The sequence below is a fragment of the Brevibacterium sp. UCMA 11752 genome, assembly GCF_021532235.1.
Taxonomy (GTDB): Bacteria; Actinomycetota; Actinomycetes; order Actinomycetales; family Brevibacteriaceae; genus Brevibacterium; species Brevibacterium antiquum.
In genome coordinates this window covers 1246228-1262514 of record NZ_JACBOS010000003.1, presented here as the reverse complement: position 1 = coordinate 1262514, position 16287 = coordinate 1246228, and the positions used below count along the sequence as shown (strand labels likewise).

The 16287-nt window shown below is 64.1% G+C and carries 13 protein-coding genes; 3 read left to right on the top strand and 10 right to left on the bottom strand.

All coding sequences use genetic code 11. From position 1 onward, the window contains the following. Positions 1-144: 144 nt before the first annotated feature. The 5 genes from HU144_RS05640 to HU144_RS05620 are packed head-to-tail and all read right to left on the bottom strand — an operon-like array spanning position 145 to position 8331. Positions 145-1308: an MFS transporter gene (locus tag HU144_RS05640; RefSeq protein WP_235350491.1), complete on the bottom strand. Its 1164-nt coding sequence runs from the start codon at positions 1306-1308 to the stop codon at positions 145-147. After that, complete coding sequence (locus HU144_RS05635; RefSeq protein ID WP_235350490.1) at positions 1305-2636, bottom strand: Wadjet anti-phage system protein JetD domain-containing protein; 1332 nt, start codon at positions 2634-2636, stop codon at positions 1305-1307. The genes HU144_RS05640 and HU144_RS05635 overlap by 4 nt, the downstream gene beginning before the upstream one ends. Before the next feature lie 15 nt (positions 2637-2651). Then, positions 2652-6140 carry an ATP-binding protein gene (locus HU144_RS05630; RefSeq protein ID WP_235350489.1) on the bottom strand — a complete coding sequence of 1163 codons (3489 nt, stop codon included), beginning with the start codon at positions 6138-6140 and terminating at the stop codon, positions 2652-2654. Continuing rightward, positions 6137-6871 carry a DUF4194 domain-containing protein gene (locus HU144_RS05625; RefSeq protein ID WP_198395885.1) on the bottom strand — a complete coding sequence of 245 codons (735 nt, stop codon included), beginning with the start codon at positions 6869-6871 and terminating at the stop codon, positions 6137-6139. The genes HU144_RS05630 and HU144_RS05625 overlap by 4 nt, the downstream gene beginning before the upstream one ends. Continuing rightward, on the bottom strand, positions 6868-8331 hold the full coding sequence (locus HU144_RS05620) for a DUF3375 domain-containing protein (protein ID WP_235350488.1): 1464 nt from the start codon (positions 8329-8331) through the stop codon (positions 6868-6870). Before HU144_RS05620 ends, HU144_RS05625 begins: the two co-directional genes overlap by 4 nt. A 282-nt stretch (positions 8332-8613) precedes the next feature. On the opposite strand from HU144_RS05620, the gene HU144_RS05615 reads away from it, so the two are divergent. Further along, on the top strand, positions 8614-9639 hold the full coding sequence (locus tag HU144_RS05615) for a phosphatase PAP2 family protein (RefSeq protein ID WP_198396085.1): 1026 nt from the start codon (positions 8614-8616) through the stop codon (positions 9637-9639). A gap of 22 nt (positions 9640-9661) precedes the next feature. Here HU144_RS05615 and HU144_RS05610 read toward each other — a convergent pair whose 3' ends face one another. Next, complete coding sequence (locus HU144_RS05610) at positions 9662-10090, bottom strand: MmcQ/YjbR family DNA-binding protein (protein WP_235350487.1); 429 nt, start codon at positions 10088-10090, stop codon at positions 9662-9664. An 83-nt stretch (positions 10091-10173) separates the two neighbouring features. On the opposite strand from HU144_RS05610, the gene HU144_RS05605 reads away from it, so the two are divergent. After that, positions 10174-11163 (top strand): asparaginase domain-containing protein, encoded by a 990-nt coding sequence (locus HU144_RS05605; RefSeq protein ID WP_235350486.1) that lies wholly within the window; start codon positions 10174-10176, stop codon positions 11161-11163. A gap of 484 nt (positions 11164-11647) precedes the next feature. Here HU144_RS05605 and HU144_RS05600 read toward each other — a convergent pair whose 3' ends face one another. Together HU144_RS05600 and HU144_RS05595 are read right to left on the bottom strand one after the other, a co-directional pair. Beyond that, a complete protein-coding gene (locus HU144_RS05600; RefSeq protein WP_235350485.1) occupies positions 11648-12670 on the bottom strand; it encodes an NADP-dependent oxidoreductase in 1023 nt (340 codons plus the stop codon). 93 nt (positions 12671-12763) lie between these two features. Continuing rightward, entirely contained in the window at positions 12764-13672 is a 909-nt protein-coding gene (locus HU144_RS05595) for a DUF402 domain-containing protein (RefSeq protein WP_101556594.1), read from the bottom strand. Positions 13673-13825: 153 nt separating this feature from the next. Here HU144_RS05595 and HU144_RS05590 point away from each other — a divergent pair, with 153 nt between their 5' ends. Then, positions 13826-14773: an amidohydrolase family protein gene (locus HU144_RS05590; protein ID WP_235350484.1), complete on the top strand. Its 948-nt coding sequence runs from the start codon at positions 13826-13828 to the stop codon at positions 14771-14773. A gap of 61 nt (positions 14774-14834) precedes the next feature. On the opposite strand, the gene HU144_RS05585 is transcribed toward HU144_RS05590, so the two are convergent. Further along, positions 14835-15374, bottom strand: coding sequence for a DUF421 domain-containing protein (locus HU144_RS05585; protein ID WP_235350483.1), 540 nt, complete (start codon positions 15372-15374; stop codon positions 14835-14837). 42 nt (positions 15375-15416) lie between these two features. Continuing rightward, entirely contained in the window at positions 15417-16202 is a 786-nt protein-coding gene (locus tag HU144_RS05580; RefSeq protein ID WP_235350482.1) for an SDR family oxidoreductase, read from the bottom strand. Positions 16203-16287: the final 85 nt, after the last annotated feature.

Genomic DNA, 16287 nt, shown 5'->3' with positions numbered 1-16287 from the left:
GCCGGGCAACTCAGAGTGTGAACACCATGAGATGAAAGGGAGTTCGACGCCTGTCGAATATGACAAGCAATTTGCTGCGTTCTTGTGGTAACTCGTGCAAGGCATCTTTCAGATTCTGTTCCACGGCCCGTGCCGGTGCCGAATTCACGTCCGTGCCGACAGCACCGTCGCACCAGTCAGGAGCGCGGCCATGACGATCGCCATCATCGGATAGCCGCCGACGACTCCAGCGAGAGCCGGACCTGCCACCGGCGCCAGAGCGGTGCCGGCAGTGATGGGAGCGACGAAGACGCCGTTGATCGCCCCGAAGTTTGCGGTCCCCCACCGATCGGCCACGGCAGTCGCCTGCAGCAGCGTGATGCAGCCACGGACACCACCGGCGATCATCGCAATGCCGATGAGCAGCCAGACAGGTCCGGGCACGAAGGCGAGCAGCCACAGTCCGACAGCTCCAGCGCCGAGCAGCAGCACGGTTCGCGCCCGTGAACTCGTGCGCCGTGCAAACGCCGGATAGAAGAACCGTCCGGAAACCTGCCCGAAGCCGACGAGTCCCAGAGCGATCGCGGCGAGCGAGTACCCGGCTCCACGCTCGATGATAAGAGGAATGATGTTGATCGTGACGGCGAAGAGGGTGAAGGTCGCCAGCGCGACTGCGATCTGGAGGATGACGAACGTCGGGGATCGGGTGATGCTGCGGATCTCCGCGCGCGACGGCACCGTCGAATTCCGCGACATCTCATCGGTCCACCCGCGGTTGAGGAAGAACCAGTGCATCGGCAGAGCCGTCACGGCCAGGATGCCGGCAAGGATGACATAGGCCGGTCGCCAGCCCCACGAGTCGATGAGCCAGGCGATGATCGGGGCGAACACCGTCGAGGCGAGGCCGCCGACCAGCGTGATCGTTGTCAGTGGCTTGGTTCGCTCGGCTCCGTACCAGCGGGTGACGACAGCGAAGGCCGGCGGATAGAGGGTGGCGGCCTGGGCGAATCCAGCCAGCACCCACGCGAGGAAGAAGACGAAGAGATTCGGTGCTGCTGCCACGAGCAGCAGCGCGACGATGCCGATGAGCGTGCCGATGCTCATGAGCGTTCTGGGCCCGTGCGCGTCGAGCAGCTTTCCGACGCGGACGCCGGCGAGCGCGGAGACGATGAGCCCGAGGGTCAGTGCGGCAGTCACAGTGGTGTGGCTCCAGCCCATATCGGCAGAGATCGGAGTCACCGCCACTGGCAGCGAGTAATAGAGCAGACCCCAGCTGGCCAATTCGGCAATGCAGAGGGCCACCAGCCCTCCGCGAGGCCGGTCGGTCATCCCTGTACCCCTCGCGGGGCATCGAGTTCACTCGCCGAGGTTGTCGGCTCCCCTGGCGAGGCCGAAGACTTATTCGCCGCGTCTGCAGACTCCCCCGCCGAGGCGGCCTTTGCTTTCAGTGCGGCGAGCGCGGTGGCCCAGGGAATCCGCTCCTGCTCGAGTCGAACGTCGCCCTCGGCACGGAGGCGGTTCAGCGCCCGCGCTTCCGTCCCAGTCAGCTCCGGGAACACTCCTGTGTGGGGTTTCGGCTCCTGGACCCACAGGTCCTTGTGGTCGGTGAGAGTGGCCTCGTCCATGAGCGTCGAGTCCACGTGCGGCACGTGTCTGCGCAGCCGAGAGAGGATCGCGAACCCATGCGAGTCAAGGTCACCCCAGTAGATGACTCGCGCTCCGTGCACCCAGGCCAGACGGGCAACGTTGTCCACCGCGTAGCCCGATCCGTGCACAGCCACAGCATCGGCCCAATCGGGCATCGCGAGCACCGATTCGAGATTCTCGAAGACGAAGACGAGCCGCGGCGCGATCACCAGATCGCTGAGCTGAGTTACTGGCGCGCTGATGTCGCTGAGTCCTGACGGTGTGAGTTCCGGGTCGAGGATGCGCATCCGAATCCGAGGTTCAGCGTCGAGAACGTCGACCGCATCGGGTCTCCCAGTTGCCTCCAGCAGCACCGTGACCAGGGAGCGGTGTGTTTCGAACCATTTTGAGTCGACCCCGCGGATCGGCATTTGTCGGGGCCGCAGGGTTCCCACGGGGTGATGGCGCAACCAGGCGACGACGTCAAGGAGCGTGTCGAACTCGGTGTGTTCAAGTCCGAGGATCCGTTTCGCATGAGCTTTGATCGCCGAGGCGGTACTGTGCTGATCGTCGAATCGTGACCTGATCGTCGCGGTCCGATCCCGCAGCCGACGCCACTGGCCGGCCTCGTCGCCACCGACGAAGTCTGCCACAGCATCCGGTGTACGCAACCGCAGGCGCAGCGGGACCTGTTGACGCCCGACCCGCACCCAGGAGCGTTCGGCCCAGTCGATGACCGGACTGCTGAGGTTCTCCAACCTCGAGTCACTGACACCGGGTGCAGCGATCTTCCGCCAGCTTGCAGCCCATTCCATTGCGGCCTGCTGATCCTCGAGCACGTGCTTCTCCGTGGGCGGATGCAGAGCAATCTCGACAGTTGCGAAGGTAGGAACGCTGACGTCGAGGCCAGTCTCTGCGCCGTCGTCTGGACTCACACAGTTCGAGTCTGTCTGGGTGGCCCAGGTCGACATCGACGAGCGCAGGCGGGTACGCGCCTTCGCCCGCGCCTCGGCGACGGTGAGCATGGTCATCGTCGCCTCCCCCGGTCAGCTCTCATCGTCGGGCTCACCTGTATGTGCGTTTTCGACGGCAGCCGCTTCGTCATCGACGGCAGCCGCTTCGTCAGCGCCGGCAGCCGCCTCGTCCGCCTGGGCTTCACCGCCCGGCTCTTCGCTGTTCTCCGTGTCCCAGACCATGGTCGCTGCAAGGGTCTTCTGTCGACTCGGGTTCTCGATCGAGGTCGCCGCACCGACATAGGGTTCGATGGTCTGCAGCAGCTTCTGCGGGGTGGCCAGGACCATGTGGAATCCGAACTCGATGAAGATGTTCAGCGCCATACGCGTGTACCTCGTGTCGGCCTTGTCGAAGGCCTCATCGAGGATGATCGTGCCGTACTTCGAGATCGCCTCGTCTGGATCGGCCAACTGGTATCGCAGAGCCGCCGCGAGGCAGAAGATCACGAGCTTCTGCTGTTGGCCACCGGACATTGCCGCACCCGAATCGTAGGTGGCGTGGGCGCGACCGTGGTCGTCGATCTCCTCGGCCAGGAAGCTCACGTGCAGACGAGTGTCGAGGCATTGGTTCTTCCACACCTTGTCAACGTGCTCGCTCGAGGAGAAACGACGCATCACCTCGGCGAGGGTGTCGTACTTGTCCTCTGCGGTGGACATGTCCTCTTCGCCCCAGGTGCCACCGGCGACCTTCCGGAGGTCGGCGATGAAGGCATTGACGGTCTCACTGCGTCGGGTTTTGACCTTCAGCCGCAGGTAGCGGCCCTCATCGAATTGGGACCGCAGCAGGGAGGAGTTGATCGGTGCGACCCGATCCTCAATCTCCCGTGGGGCGGCATGGATCTCGTTGAGGAGTTCGCCGATGAGATCGCGGGAGCGCTCGCGCAGCAGGTCCCGGAATCTGTTCTCATGATCGGGCAGCCCGTGGGCCAGGATCTCGTCGAGCATCGCCAAGTAGTCGTGTCGATCGGCGACGTCGGCAGTGAGATCGGAGGCGACCGAGGACCACGCGGCCTTGAACTCAGCGGCCAGCCTGGTCACGGCCTGACCTGCCTCGCTCGCCGACGCCTGCGCCTTGTCCTTCTCCGCCTGCAGAGCCTGGGAGACCTGTTGGCCGATTTCGGGCAGAGATTCGCGCTTGATGCTGCGCTGGATCTTTGCAAACCGGGCCTCGAGCTGCTCGGCGATCGTCGGATCCACCTCGGGGATGCGCCCGGCGCTGACGTCATCCTCAAGACGACTGAGACCGGCCCGCAACCCTGTGATCTCTTCATTCGCCCGACGCAGGGCGTAGTCGCTGTCTCGGGTGGCTGCCTCGGCGGATTCCTTCGCCGCACGGGCTTCGCGTTCGGCCCCGATCGCCTGCTGCAGGTCACCGTCAGCGTCCTCGAGGTCATGCAGCGCCTTTTCAAGGGTGGCGATCGTCTCTTTGGCTCCTGCTAGGTCCACATCTCGCCAGGACTGTTCGCGAATTCCGGCGAGGATGCCCTTCCGGCGGTGGGCCTGTGCGGTCTGCGCGTTCGCGGCTTCCACGATGGCCTGCGCCTCGGCGAGTTCCGCCTGAGCCTCTTTCAACGCGGAGATGAGGGCCTCGAGTTTGTTCTCCCGGTCACCGAGGACCCACTGGCTGCGATCGTCGATGCGCCGCCGGTCATCCTTCTCATAGCGGGTCCGGGAGGTCTTGACCTGGCCCTTCATAGTCACAGCACGGGGATGGTCATCGAGTTCGTCGGGGCGCTCGACACAGGCGAAGTCGAAGCGTTCGGACAAGGTCGAATGCACCCACTCCCCGAATCCGGTTTCGGCGACAGTGACCTTGTTGACCAGGGACCTCGTGCTGTTGACGGGTCGTGGTTTCGCGGCGTGCGCGGGGATCTCCTCAAATACGAGTCGTCCCTTGATCCGATGGGAGTCGACCCAGGACCGGACCGCGCCGAGGTTCTCGCTGCGCACGAGGACCGTGAGCGCCAGCGGGCGCAGCACGCGTTCGATCGCCCCGGTCCAGGCGGCCTGGTCGGGGTCGACTTCGATGAGTTCGGCGGCGAAGGGCAGCGCCTTCTCACTCAGTCCGGTGCCCTCGGCCAGTTCCTGTCGGATCCGGAGCAGGTTGCCCGGCACCGTCGAACCGGAACGACGCAGGGAATCGATCTCGGCTTCGAGTTCTCTGACCTGTGCGCGGGCTTTCGAGAAACGGTCGTGGTCGGCATGGCTGGGTCCTACGGCCCGGGTCTCCTCGTCGAGGGTGGAGGCGATCTGGGCCTGGAGTTCGGCGAATTCAGTCGCCGAGGTGGGCACCGCTTCGATGTCTGCCTGCTTCAGCTGTCGTTCGAGGCTGGCCCATCGGTCGGCGGTGGCGCGACGTTCGGTTTCGGCCGTGGCGATGCGCTGCTGCAGGTGTTCGGCCTCCGAACCGCCGAGGTCGAGGGTCGCACGGCGGGCGAGGTCGTATTCGTCGACCGCGGCGTCATAGTCCTTCCTGGCCCGATCGGCAGCGACTTCGATTTCGACGAGCTCCCGGCGCTGGGCTGAGAGATCTGAGCGCATGAGGTCGAGTTCGCGCCGCTTCTGGAACGGCAGCAGGGCATCGTTGAGGGCGATCGACTTCGCCGCGGACTCGTGGGCGGAGTCGTATCGGTTCGAGGCCTCGCGCAGCTGCAGGAGGTGGTCGCGTTGACGGCGCAGTTCGACCACATGGTCGTGGGCGTCCTTGAGGTCTCCGAACTGGTTGACCGCGGTCTCTGCCAGGTCGAAGGTGACCGGCGGTTCGAGCATGTGGTCGCGGAAGAGGCGGTCGAGGCTGTCGAGGCTCTTTGCCGATTGGGTCTTGTGCAGCAGCTGCAGCGCCGATTCGCTGGCCATACCGAAGACCTTGCGCATCCGGGCGTAGAACCTGGCGTGGGAACCGTTTGAGGTGATGAGTGCTTCGGGGTGCTCGGTTTTCAGCTTCCTGGTCTCGAGCCCGCTCCGCGCATACTGCTGCAGGTCGGCGAGGTCGAGGCCTGCCCGTTCGAGGATGCAGACATCGGACAGGTCGGTCATCTTCGTGCCCGAGCCCTTGATGAAGAAGAGCCTGGCCAGCGACAGCGGACGGTCCGTGCCATTGTCGTAGCGGAGGATGATGCCGCTCCATGTGGCACGCGGACGCAGGTACTTGCTCACGACACGGTCCTCATCGGAATCCGCAGTGCGGGTCCACGCACCGCGGACATAGCTGACGAGACTGCGCTGATCGACCCGACTGCCCGCGGTCTGGGCTGCGACGTTGAAGCGCAGCCACTTGTCCGGAGTGAGCACGGCGGCGATGCCGTCGAGCAGTGAGGACTTGCCCGAACCCGAAGGCCCGGTGATCAGGTGGCCCTTGTGGGAGACAGGGATGCGGTGGATGTCCGAGTCGAAGGTGCCCCAGTTCGCGATCTGGATCTCAGACAGCCTCCACTGGCTGCCGACGTCGGGACGATCGGTGCCGCAAGCGCGGGCCTGGTCAGCGATGAGTGCGGCGTCGAGCGGGAAGAGCGCCTCGGTCATGCTTCGTCCTCCTCGGTGTCGTCGGGACCGAGTCCGGAATCAGGATCGGAGTCGTCGGGATCGTCGGCTTCATCGGAGCCGAGCCCCGCCTCGGCGATGGAGCCCTTGGCCTCTCCCGAAGCGATGCGTTCGTAGACGTCGATGAGCTCGCGCACCTGGTCCTCGTCGATGAGGAACTTCACCATCGGCGAGATTTCGAAGCGGTCCTCGCCTGCTTTGTGGAGGACGCGCAGACGGTTGCTCATCCGGCTCCAGGCACCGTTGAGATTGCGTTGGAACGTCGATTCGTCGCCTGTGCGATAGATTGCGAGACGTTCGTAGACCTCTTCCCGATCGACGATCACACGCCGCTCGCCTGGTGCGGCCAGCAGCAGTTGGCGCAGGACGAGGAGCATGGCCGTATCGAGGAAGGTCAGCCGTTCGCTGCGCACCGCTGCAGGCACGTCGATCTCCTCGGTGACCACCTTGCGGGTGAAGGCGAATTCGTCGATCTTGTCGATGACGAGTTCGAGGAACAGGTCGTGCAGCCGTGATCGCACAATGGACTCGTCGGCGACCAGAGCCGACCACAGCTGGGGACTCTGTGCACCGGAGACATAGGGGCCCTTGAGCAGTTCGAGCAGCACCCTGCGAGTGCGCTCTCCCAAGGTCCCTGTGTCCTGAAACCACAGCCCGGCCTGATTCTGGGCGGACTCTTCAGCCTCGGTAGGTGTGTCTGCGGAATCGTTCATAGTGTGATGCCTTCGGTGAAGTAATGGCGGCGGATCGTGGCGCTGCGGGCAATTCCGTCGACCCCGGCCCATTCGAGTCGGTCTCGCGCTTCGGAATCGACGTGTCCGTAGGTGCTGGCCAGGGACAGGAGCCCAACGACGCTTGCCAGGCCCTGTGAGGCCGGGAACTGGTCGAGCACCTCGGCGACGGAGATCTGCTGGGCTCCATGGATGGCCCGATTGACGTTGTCGGACAGTTCAGAGAAGTCGATCTCGGATTCCCGGGCGACGGCGATGAGTTCAGCGAAGTCGACCTCGGTCTCGGTCGCCTCGCCCAGTTCGGCACCGGCATCGAACTCGCTGGGGTCGTGGAGGACGACCTCCCCGACGCTGGCCAATGCGACGCTCGAAAGCTCGAGATCCACGCCGAGGTTGTCGTAGGGTTTGCGGACCTGTGAGACCGGGGCTGCCGCGGCCAAGCCATCCTGGATCAGGGTGCGCATGACACGGTCGCGTTGGAATTCGTGGGAGTGGACGTAGCGACGCAGACCGCGGGCGAATTCGGACAGGATGTCGGAGACTTCGCGTGAGCCGTCCTTCATCTGCCGCATGAGGGTGCGCAGTGAGCGCCGGGTCTCGGCCGTCAGCGTGGCCGAGAAGTCACGGTCGAGGATCGCTGCGATATCTTCGTCGAAGGCCGAGGCCTGCTCGGGATCGCGGACGAGCTGGGAGAAGGCGGAGAAGGTTCTGCCCTCATCAGAGGATTCGATGAGGTCGACGCCGCGGAAGACCTCGTCGAGTACCTGGGACTGTGAGTCCTCGGCGGCGAGGATCGAGATCCGCAGTTCCTGATTGAGCTCTTCGAAGCGGGCGCGGACACGTGCGAAGTCGGCGGGCAGACCCTGCGCCTGTTGGAGGATGTCGCCGACGCGCTCATTCGCCCGGCGCCGGTCTAGGACGATCGAACGGGGGTCTCCTCGGCGGACGCGGGCGATCTCAGCATCAATGCGGTCGCGTTCGGCGCGCAGGGATTCCAACCGACGGGAGCTGTCCGGGTCGGTGTCGATGGCCAGCTGCCGTACCGATTGGGCGAGGCTGACCAGTCGCGATTCTGTCGCGGTCTGCGGCGGGGTGCGCAGCTGTTCGAGCATTCGGATGGCGTCGAATCCCGCCGCGGAGAGTTCGTAGGTCTCGCCCCTCGCCGAGGTGGCCGGTCGGCGGACGAGGATCTCCGCCCGACGCCAATCGTCGCAGTAGACCTTGGCTGTCCGCGTGGACAGCTCGAAGTGGTCGCGCAGCTCCTCGAGGTCCGAGTCGATGGACTCGTGCAGGTCTTCGGTGGAGATTCGGGTGCCGGGCTTGCCCAAGTGAGTGCCCAGTGTCGCTGCCATCACCGGGAGGTGGTCGGCCCGCAGCATGCGCAAGGTGGCATTCGCATCGAGCAGTCGCCGGTAGGCGAGCGCGGAGCTGAGGGCGGACATATCACCTATTCTCTGCGCCGGTGGGGCCCGTTGCCAATTTCGGGTGCAGTTCGGGTGCGCGGACCACGGGGATCGAGGCGTGCATGCCTCCCGCATCGTGCACGACTCGTCTTCAGGCAGCGCGCAGGTCGTATTCGGAGGGCGCACAAGTAGTCGATTATTGGGCCAATATTCATGCTTTGTTCAGCTCGTGACACGGGCCACTGGATTCGGCATAACGATACCGAATTGTTATACCGTGTGTCGATGACTCGGATACGACGATGGCCCTATACCTTCGCCATGCTGCTCTCTATTGTGATCGCAATGGTTGCCCTGGCTTCTTCGATCTACCTCGGTCGGCCGCTCAGGGACCCGGACGGCTTCCTCGGACCCGCCTATATCCGGATGCCGTTGCTGGCGCTGCTGTTCTTCGGCGTGGGCATCGTCGTGGATGCGGTGAGGACGAGCGGCTGGAAGCATCTGCCCAACGGGATGCTCGAAGTCGTGAGAAACGAGTGGAGTCTCCGTCGTATTCTGTGCATCACCGCGGGCATGATGAGTTTCTACATCTGCTATCTCAGTTACCGAAATCTCAAGAGTGACCTTCCGACCTACCGGGAGGGAGTTCTCTACGACCAAGAGCTGTCGCATTCCGATCTGTGGTTCGGCGGGGGAATCAATCCCGCTGTATTCCTGCACGATCTGTTCGGCACCGGGTTCATGGCCGAGGTGTTCTCCGTCGTCTATCTCGCCTATCTCCCGCTTATCCCCATCAGCCTCGGAGCGGTTCTCATCCTCAGTCGCAACCTCGCCATCGGTGCCTGGTATGCCACGACGCTGTGTCTCAACTGGGTGCTGGGTACGGTCAGCTACTACATCATGCCTGCTCTTGGGCCTGCATTTGCCCGGCCTGAACTCTATCGCGGCCTGGCCGATACCGGGGTCACCGAGTTGCAGCAGTCACTGATCACCACTCGTCTTGATGTTCTTGCCGACCCGGTCGGCAGCGGACAGATTCAGGGCGTGGCCGCGTTCGCCTCATTGCACGTCTCCGTGACCTTCGCAGCGGCCCTATTTATGATGCGCACTCAGCAGAGGCCTCTGCTACGGGCGCTGGTATGGATATTCTTCGGGGCCACGGTCATCGCCACACTCTACTTCGGCTGGCACTACATCCTCGATGACATCGCCGGCATGGTGATCGGCTGGGCCGCCGTCACTCTGGGTGCTTGGGTCACCGGGAACCGAAGAAAGAGACCTCAGCAGAGCGCAGAACCGGGCTCCGTCGAGCATCGTGAGGAAACGGCACTCGTCGAAGCCGCCTGAGGGATGCGGGGCGCTGAGCAATTCATGTCGCGTCCCTCCCGCCGAAGGTTGTCGGGTCGACGGGTCGGTCCTTCTTCGGCAGCTTCGCCACAACGAGACAGTAGGACTCGAGGACGAGATCATGGAGCAGGTCAGCGTCGAGGATGTTTCCCGTCGCGCCCTCGGGGCCCTCTCCTTCGGCCGTGCCAGCACCCGCCACGGTGATCCAGTGCTTCTTGTTCATGTGATAACCGGGAGTGATCTCCTCATAGGCATCACCGAGCACCTCCCCGTCCAGCGGATCGATCTTGAGATTCATGCTGGCCACACCGCGCAGATCGAAGTGCATCATGAACATCTTTCCTCTCACCTTGAACACGTCGTACTCCGGCCCGAACGGATGCTCGATCTCCACCGACGGATACTGGATCGCCTGGTCATGAGCGAGGGTGAGCACGGTGTCAGGATCCATGCCTGGAGATTAGCAAACGGCCATGACACCGAACCCGCTCACAAGCGTCGGACCTTCAGAGCAGTGCCGATAGAATCGTGCCCATGTCGCAGAATGCTCCCCGCCTCCTTGTCGCCGCCCTCGGCGGAACCATCGCATCGACCTCGAACCAGTCGGGAGGCGTGGCCCCGGCCCTGAGCGGAGCCGAGATCGCCGCAGCCGCCGGCCTCGACCAGATCTGGCGGGACCTGCAGGCTGACTTCACCCAGGTGTCACAGGTCTCGAGCGCCAATGTCACCCTCAATATGCTCTTCGAGGTCCGCGAACTGGCCCACGCGAGCGAAGCCGACGGCATCGTCCTCACACAGGGCACCGATACTCTCGAGGAGAGCGCCTTCGCCCTCTGGCTGCTCAACGACTCCGCTGCTCACATCGCAGCCACCGGAGCCATGCGCAACCCGACCCTGCCCGGCGCCGATGGACCGGCAAATGTGCGCGCCGCCGCGCTGACGGCGCTCTCTCCTCTGAGCATGGGACTGCCCTCAAGTCTGGTCTTCAACGACGAGATCCATGACCCGCGTTTCGTCCGCAAGTCCCACGTGACCTCGACCGCAGCATTCTCCTCCGGCCCGGTCCTCGGCGCGATCGGGTGGATCAGCGAGGACACGGTCCGCCTCCCCCATGCGCCCGCCGCGAGCGTCTCCCCGTTCGTGGGGCTGCCCCGGCCGGACACGATTGCGAAGGTCGCCCTCACCGAGGTGGGGATGGGCGAGCCTGAGGAGACTCTGACCCAGCTCCTCGGCTCCGGTTTCTCCGGTGTCGTCATCGCTGGTGTCGGTGGCGGCCACGTCCCTGAACATCTGGTGCCAGCGTTGACCCGCCTCGGCGAAGAGATGTCCGTGATCTTGGCATCGCGGCCAGGCTCGGGCGCGAGCCTGACTCGCACCTACGGCTATCCTGGCGGCGAGATCGGGCTGCTCGAGTCTGGCCTCATCCCGGCCGGGATCCTCGACGCCCGCAAGGCCCGCATCGTCCTGACCTTGGCTCTGAGCCTGGGACTCGACCCCGCCGAGGTGTTCGCGGCATTCGCGTGAGCGTGGGGGTCAGCCAGGAGCCATCCTCCTCCGGCATTGATTCGACAGCACCACGCCTGAACATCCCTTTGTCACTCGCCGAGTACGGTTGGCCCACCCCGGAGTAGCCGATCAACCGTCCACCCGAATCCGTGGCCGAGGCCGATGCCCGCACCATCGATGCCGCCGAGGCGTTGGCCGGGGTAACGGCCGACACGGTCCGCGTCGTCGGAGGCGGTTCGCAGAACGCACTGCTGTGTGCCGATTGTCGGCGGCCCGAATTGGCCGCACAGTCATGTCCGGTTGAGCCAACGGCGACATTCGGGGATAAATGACGGCCTGTAACTGACATTCGGGCGTGAAAGATGGCCTGAAACTGAAACAGTCGGTAAGTCCTAGTCGAAAATAATACGAAATTCGACCAGGACTTACCGACCGTTTGTGATTTCTGCGGCATCAGCGCCGCTACAGCGCCGCTGGGAGGCTGCGACGCAGGGAGCTTATGTCAGCTCTCGGCGCCGACGGCCACGACCATCTTCCCGAAGTTGCGGCCGTTGAGCAGGTCGTTGAAGTACTCGGGAGCCTTGTCCAGGCCCGGGCGGATGTCCTCGCGGTAGCGGACCTTTCCTTCCTTGACCCAGCCGCTCATGTCGGACAGGAAGTTCTCGTGGTGTTTCTCGACGAATTCCGTCTGGATGAAGCCGCGGACATTGAGTGACCTCGTGAGGATGTTGCCCATCAACGCACCGGAACGGTCCGGTCCTTCGGGCAGTTCGGTGAGGTTGTAGTTGGCGACGAGTCCGCAGACGGGCACGCGTGCGTAGGTGTTCAGACGTGGCAGCACTGCTTTGAACACGTCTCCGCCGACGTTCTCGAAGTAGACGTCGATGCCCTGTGGAACCGATTCTTTGAGTTCGTTCTTGAGGTTGCCCGTCCTGTGATCGAGCGCGACATCGAAGCCGAGTTCTCCCAGGTGGGCGACCTTGTCAGGGCCACCAGCGATGCCGACGGCCTTCGCACCCTTGATCTTGGCAATCTGACCGACGACGGAGCCGACGGGACCGGTGGCGGCAGCAACGGCCACGGTCTCACCGGGTTGCGGACGGCCGATCTCCAGGAGTCCTGAGTAGGCGGTGAAGCCCGGCATGCCCAGCACGCCGAGAGCGGTGCTGACCGGGGCGACCTCCAGATCGACACGGCGCAGGTGCGTGGCCTTCTCAACGGAGTACTCCTGCCAGCCGCCGTAGCCGAGGACGGTGTCGCCGGTGGAGAAATCCGACGAATTCGACTCGACGACCTCGGAGACCGTGGCGCCGACCATGACATCGCCGACCTCGACCGGCTTCGCATAGGACTTCGCATCCGACATCCGACCACGCATATACGGATCGAGCGAGAGGTACAGGGTCCGGAGCAGTACCTCGCCGTCCTGCGGCGACCCCAGTTCAACCTCGTCGAGGAGGTAGTTCTCGGCCTTCGGCTCTCCGACCGGACGAGAATTCAGGCGAATCCTGTGGTTTGTCGTCATCGAGATGCTTCCTTTCATCGACGCCGCGCACTGTCTGCACACGGTCGTATCGTGTCTGTGGGGCTGAACCTCTGGGGGCTGAGGCGGCAGCGCCTAGATCCAGTCCTTGTCGTAGCAACCATTTCGGATCCGATGATGTTCCTGATTTCGCGAAGAATCCGAGACCGACGATTCTGTCGCGATCTCCCGAGCCTTCGTCTCCCACTTCGGGTCGAATGCCCAGGTGAACTCGCCGAGGTGGTCGAGAAGTTCCGATCCATTGCTTCGAATCATGTCCGACCATTCACGTGGCCAGGCGCCGTAGTTCGCCGCGGCGGCGAGTTCGTCCACGTCCTTGAACACCGCTCCGTTCGGGTTGAGAAGAGTGTGCCCCGACGTCGTGTTCCCGGATCGCGTGTGCCCGGACTTCGTGTGCAGGGGCATGCTGTCGACGGGGAATGTGATGTCGAGGATGTGATCACTCGTATACAGGGTGTCGTCCGTGCGGCGATGGGTGGTTTCGAGATTGACGTACCAGTCCGCGCGGATCGCACCAGAGCCGCCGACAGCAGAGTCTCTGGCAGCAGAGCCGCCGACAGCATCGTCTCCGGCAGCAGTCCCTGCACCCCCGGGTTTGAGCAGCACCCACACGGAGAACGGAACTCCGGGCGGGACGACCTTGAGCACCCCGAGCCCGCGCCAGCTGCCGGGCGCCTTGATCCGTCGAGGCGCCTCGGCGGGCGGGCGGAAACGCTCCTTGAGCGGAACATCGTGGGGGTTGCATTCCTCCCAGCCGACGATTCTCGTGTCGGTGGTCTCGGTGCCTCCGGCCATCCACAGCACGGCACCGGCCGGTCCGTCCTCGATCACACGCATCGGCCGGCACACCTCGGCGTGGTCGCGGTCGAAATCGAAGCGTCGAAACGACCACGTCACGGTATCGCCGGGCGTCCAGAAGGGCCCCTGACCCACGTGTCGTGTGCCGGGTGGGACGTCGATCTCGTACGGATCGGTGAACTCCATACGGGCAGTCTAAGTACATGTCATGAGTGAGGGCTGGACGTACACGAGTCCGCTTCGCAGGCACCGATACTGCCAAGCCGCTGCCCGCCGTTTCGGCCCGCTCAGCGTCCACCGTTTCGGCCCGCTCAGCGTCCACCGCCTAAGGTGGTGGGCATGGACGACTTCACACTCCCCAATCGCAAGGACGCGACTCATCACAGCAAGGCGACCGCGGCGGAACCTCCACGCACCGATGCCGACGTCCCGGCCTACCTCGAGGCGCTGGGCATCCCGGGCCTCGCCGATATCCACATCCACTTCCTGCCGCAGAACGTCCTCGACAAAGTATGGGCCTACTTCGACGCCGCCGAAGCCAGCTATGGCTATCCGTGGCCGATCCACTACCGCTATGACACCGAAACCCGCCTGAACATCGTCCGTGACCTGGGCGTCCGTGCCATCCCGGCACTGACCTACCCGCACAAACCCGGCATGGCCGCCTGGCTCAACGAGTGGAACCGCGAGTTCGCCGCCGCCCATGACGATGTCATCCACTGCGCGACTCTCTACGCCGAACCGGAGTCCGCCGACTATGTCCCCGAGGCTCTGGCAGCAGGTGCCCGACTGTTCAAGGTCCATATCCAGGTGGGTGGCTTCTCCCCCGATGACCGGGTGCTCGATCGGGCGTGGGCGGCACTCGCCGAGGCGCAGGTGCCCATCGTCATCCACGCCGGCTCCGAACCGCTGCCGGGTGCCCACACCGGTCCGCAGGCGGTGGCGAAGGTCCTTGAGCGGTTCCCTTCCCTGCGCTTCGTCATCGCCCACATGGGCATGCCCGAATACGATGCCTTCGCCAGCCTCGCCGAGGATTACAGCGGAGTCCACCTGGACACGACGATGTACGTGTCAGGGTTCTTCTCCTCCCCCGCCGAGGTGGACCCGGCTTACCGTGAACGCTTGGCCGGTCTGCAGGACAAGATCATCCTCGGCTCGGACTTCCCGAACATTCCCTACCCTTATGCGGATCAGATCTCAGGGCTGGCCGGACTCGACCTCGGGGACGATTGGATGCGCTCGGTGCTGTGGCGCAACGGAGCGCGGGTCCTCGGGCTCGATGGCTGAGCGCGTCCTTAGAGTCGATGGCTGAGCGGCAGAGATCTCAGTCTCCGTGTGGCGGCGGGGCTCAGTTCTCGCGGGGAATTCGCTCCGCTCCGATGACGCCGCGCAGCATCTCGTCATCGATCGGCGCCCCTCTCCGGGTGACGCTGATCTGACCTGTGGGCTCGAGGATCACGCATGCCACCTCGGCGCGCTGTCGGATTCCTGCCATGCGCAGCTTCGAATACACTTCGGCGGGGTCGACATGGGCCCTGGCAAGGTTGTCGATCAGCAGCTCACTGCCGGCCATGAGGACGATCGCGGGACTGTTGACGATGCCTGCGATGCGGTGGAAACGGCGGGCCTTTCCGGTCAGTGCCTGGAGGATCAGCAGGGTGGCCAAGGCCAGGAGACCGGCGATGAGGGTCGGAGTGTCACCGAGGATCGAACGACCGATGATCGCACCCAAGGCGATGATGGCGGCGAGGTCGAAACTCGAGAGGCTCGCGAGGGTCCGTTGGCCGAATACGCGGACGAGAATAATGATTCCGAGGTAGAAGGCAATGCAGGATACGACGATCCTCACCGCATCGATGCCGTCGAGTCCGAATTCCAGCCAGTCCATGTATTTCCTCCCGACTGGATACTACAACTTCAAGCCTGCAGCTCAGCGGGAACGGATCCATTCATCGACGGTGACGGCGGAGAGCCTCGGCGAATCGGGGATCAGGCCATTGCCGGACATCGGCCCGGGGATCGGAACGGAAACGATCTTCGGGATGCCCCTCGTACGGGATCCGCCTCTCGGACCTGCTCCGACACCCACGGCCGAGTCTGCCTCGGCCGCCGCGATCCTGCCGGCGATCGTCGGAAAGTCGCTGACCTCGGGGCCGGCGACCTCGATGGTTCCGCGTTCTCCTGCATCGATGGCCTCAGCCATCATTCGAGCGGCTTCGTCGGCGGCCAGTGCCTGGACTCGCATCTTCGGCACGAATGCCATCGGACCCGCGGTGAACGTCATTGTGTCGACAAGCTCGAACCACTGGGCTGATCGGAACATCAGGAGCTGGTCGGCAGGGATCAGCCTGCGGTAGACCCGTTCCTGCAGCTCTTTGGCCTGGTAGTAGCCGAGCAACTTGGACTGGGCGACCTCGGGTCGGAACGCAATGGACAGACACACCATCGCGGCCCCTGGGTTCTCTGCCGCCGCCAGGGCGATCGAGCGTGAGCTGCGGGAGAAGAAGTCAAGTGCCTTGTGGCGGTTGTTCGTCATGAAATTGACGCAGTCGACGAGGACATCGCTGCCCTCGGCCGCCTCGGTGACTCCCTCTCCGGCATAGGTGTCGACCCCGATTCCGCGGTGGGCCGCGATCACCGAGTGCTCACGTTCACGCAGGTGTGCCACGAGTCTGCGGCCGAATGTGCCGGTGGCTCCATAGACGGTGATCTGCATGTCTCATCCCCTGGATTCGGTGGATCGGCGAGTGCGCGAGTCACACGGCCCGTCGACAGCTGGGCGGATGGCGGTGCCCGCCGGC

Excerpts from the sequence above, each read along its gene's own strand:
- HU144_RS05595 (WP_101556594.1), bottom strand. The coding sequence starts at position 13,672 with ATGGAGTTCACCGATCCGTACGAGATCGACGTCCCACCCGGCACACGA.
- HU144_RS05635 (WP_235350490.1), bottom strand. The coding sequence starts at position 2,636 with ATGACCATGCTCACCGTCGCCGAGGCGCGGGCGAAGGCGCGTACCCGC.
- HU144_RS05590 (WP_235350484.1), top strand. The coding sequence starts at position 13,826 with ATGGACGACTTCACACTCCCCAATCGCAAGGACGCGACTCATCACAGC.
- HU144_RS05580 (WP_235350482.1), bottom strand. The coding sequence starts at position 16,202 with ATGCAGATCACCGTCTATGGAGCCACCGGCACATTCGGCCGCAGACTC.
- HU144_RS05625 (WP_198395885.1), bottom strand. The coding sequence starts at position 6,871 with ATGAACGATTCCGCAGACACACCTACCGAGGCTGAAGAGTCCGCCCAG.
- HU144_RS05600 (WP_235350485.1), bottom strand. The coding sequence starts at position 12,670 with ATGACGACAAACCACAGGATTCGCCTGAATTCTCGTCCGGTCGGAGAG.
- HU144_RS05605 (WP_235350486.1), top strand. The coding sequence starts at position 10,174 with ATGTCGCAGAATGCTCCCCGCCTCCTTGTCGCCGCCCTCGGCGGAACC.
- HU144_RS05585 (WP_235350483.1), bottom strand. The coding sequence starts at position 15,374 with ATGGACTGGCTGGAATTCGGACTCGACGGCATCGATGCGGTGAGGATC.
- HU144_RS05610 (WP_235350487.1), bottom strand. The coding sequence starts at position 10,090 with ATGGATCCTGACACCGTGCTCACCCTCGCTCATGACCAGGCGATCCAG.
- HU144_RS05615 (WP_198396085.1), top strand. The coding sequence starts at position 8,614 with ATGCTGCTCTCTATTGTGATCGCAATGGTTGCCCTGGCTTCTTCGATC.
- HU144_RS05620 (WP_235350488.1), bottom strand. The coding sequence starts at position 8,331 with ATGTCCGCCCTCAGCTCCGCGCTCGCCTACCGGCGACTGCTCGATGCG.
- HU144_RS05630 (WP_235350489.1), bottom strand. The coding sequence starts at position 6,140 with ATGACCGAGGCGCTCTTCCCGCTCGACGCCGCACTCATCGCTGACCAG.
- HU144_RS05640 (WP_235350491.1), bottom strand. The coding sequence starts at position 1,308 with ATGACCGACCGGCCTCGCGGAGGGCTGGTGGCCCTCTGCATTGCCGAA.